The organism is Catenibacterium sp. UBA627 (genome assembly GCF_002299355.1).
In the GTDB taxonomy this organism is placed as follows: domain Bacteria; phylum Bacillota_I; class Bacilli_A; order Erysipelotrichales; family Coprobacillaceae; genus Catenibacterium; species Catenibacterium mitsuoka.
This window is the reverse complement of record NZ_DBPF01000154.1, coordinates 1-2,371: the sequence shown is the minus strand read 5'-3', so window position 1 is coordinate 2,371 and position 2,371 is coordinate 1. Positions and strand designations below refer to the sequence as shown.

Sequence of the window (2,371 nt, the reverse complement as noted above, 5' to 3'; positions counted from 1 at the left end):
AACATAAAAAATAAGCAGCCAATTACAGCTGCTTATTCAAACATTTCTTTTAAACCTGGGTTGAATTCATGCTTCTTCAGCATTTCAATCTCTTCTTTATAAGGTGCATTCTTTTCAATATAAGGTGTTTCTAGAATCTTAGGAACATCTTTTAAGCGTTCATTAGATACAATAGAGTCTAATGTATCAAAACCGATTGTCCCAAAACCAATATTCTCATGTCTATCTTTATGAGAACCTTGTGGATTCTTAGAATCATTGACATGAACAACTAATACCTTATCTAAACCAATCTTTTCATCGACTTCATCAAGAATTGCATCAAAATCAGAAATATCATAACCTGCATCATTTAAATGACAAGTATCTAAACATAAACCTAATAATTCAGGATAATCACAATGATCAATAACATAAGCTAACTGATCAAATGTTCTACCTAGTTCAGTGCCTTTACCAGCCATTGTTTCTAAGGCAATATGTACCTTCTGGTCTGGCTTCATTACTTCATTTAAGCCAGATACAATCGCATCTAGTCCTGCTTCGTCCCCTGCTTTAACATGAGCACCTGGATGAAGAACAAGTCTTGTAGCCCCAATTTCATCACATCTTTCAATTTCTTGACGTAAGAATGATACAGCAAGTTCTCTTGTTTCAGGCTTGATTGTATTTCCTAAATTAATGATATAAGGGGCATGAACAACAACCTTGTCCATGTCTATTCCCTTTTCGTTCATTAATTCTTTAGCTTCTTCTACACGTAATTCAGAAACAGGTTTACGTCTCGTATTCTGAGGCGCACCTGTATAAAACATGAATGTATTGGCGTTATAACTTAATGCTTCTTTCACACTTCCTAGAAGCATTTCCTTACCACCCATTGAAACATGTGAACCTATAATCACTGCATACTCTCCCTTTCACGTTTTTCTCTCTGTGCCTGTTTCGCACGTTCTTTTTTCTATTTCTGGATATCTTTACGAATAATATCTCTTTTCTTTTTCTGGTAAATAGCCTGGATTTCTCTTTTTCTCTTCTTCTTATAACCAGGTTTAACCTTCTTAGGTCTCTTAATAATACGCTGAATTTCTTTTTCTAATTCAGACTGTGGCGCATTTCTATTCTTACGCTTATTACGTGCCTTGGCATCCGTTAATACACCGTTACGGATTTCTTTTACTTCAAAGTGAATACCCTTCTTTTCAAGTGATTCAACCATCTGCTGATTAGATGAATCATACATAGAATAACATTCACCCTTATACTTACCACGTCCACATCTACCAGATCGATGAATATAGAAGTCTCTTTCTGTTGGGAATTCCATATTAATAACATGAGATACACCATCAATATCAATACCTCTAGCCGCAATATCTGTAGCCACAATGTACTGATATTCATTATTGTTGATACGTCTCATCATCTGTTTACGTTCACGTGGTTCTAAATCACCATGAATTTCACCGACACGATAACCATCGCTTCTTAACTGATCAGATAGCTTAGTGGCTTCTGTTCTCTTATTACAGAAGATTAAGCAGATATATGGATCAATGATATCCATGATATTCTTTAATACTGTATAACGGTCATGATGCTTTGTATGAATTAAGTAATGTTTTGTATTGTCTGTTGTTTTCTTATGGGCATCAATCTGTACTAATTCTGGCACATTCATATATTTTCTTAAGAATGGCCATAAATGTTCAGGAATAGTTGCTGAGAATACAAGCATCTGCAAATCTTCTCTCATCTTAGATAAGACTGCATCTAAATCTTCAAGATAACCATATTCTAAAGTCATATCGGCTTCATCCACTACAAATGTAGTAGCTGTAGTGATGATTAAAGCCTGTTCATTTAAAGATAAGTCTTTAATACGTCCTGGTGTACCAATAACGATATGTGGCTGTGTAGAAAGCTTATTAATAGCCTTCTGCTTATCAGAACCACCAATTACAAGTGAGATTCTTAAATCAGGGTTTTCTTTCTTGAATTCCTTTGCGTTTTCATAAATCTGATGTGCAAGTTCTCTTGTAGGAGTTGTAATAACTGCCTGTACATAATCTGCACTTGTATCAATACGATCAATAATAGGAATTAAGAATGAATGAGTTTTACCAGTACCTGTCTGTGAGATACCAATAATATCTTTATTCTTATAAACAAGGGGGATCACCTTATCCTGGATAGGTGTTGGTGATGTGAAATGTATGTTGCTTAAAGTCTTTTTTACATAATCATTAAATTGAAATTTATCAAATAAATCCATTATAATTCGCCTCCTTTAGCGTCTATTATCATACCATGATTTGAAAAAAAAACAAATCTAATCTCACTTATGTTAGAATTGTATTTGAGGTGAAAA

The 2,371-nt window shown here is 34.2% G+C and carries 2 protein-coding genes; both read right to left on the bottom strand.

The features are described 5' to 3' along the window. Nucleotides 1-32 precede the first annotated feature (32 nt). On the bottom strand, nucleotides 33-905 hold the full coding sequence (locus B2S90_RS10480) for a deoxyribonuclease IV (RefSeq protein WP_286697020.1): 873 nt from the start codon (nucleotides 903-905) through the stop codon (nucleotides 33-35). A 56-nt stretch (nucleotides 906-961) separates the two neighbouring features. After that, on the bottom strand, nucleotides 962-2,275 hold the full coding sequence (locus B2S90_RS10475) for a DEAD/DEAH box helicase (protein WP_279067909.1): 1,314 nt from the start codon (nucleotides 2,273-2,275) through the stop codon (nucleotides 962-964). Nucleotides 2,276-2,371: the final 96 nt, after the last annotated feature.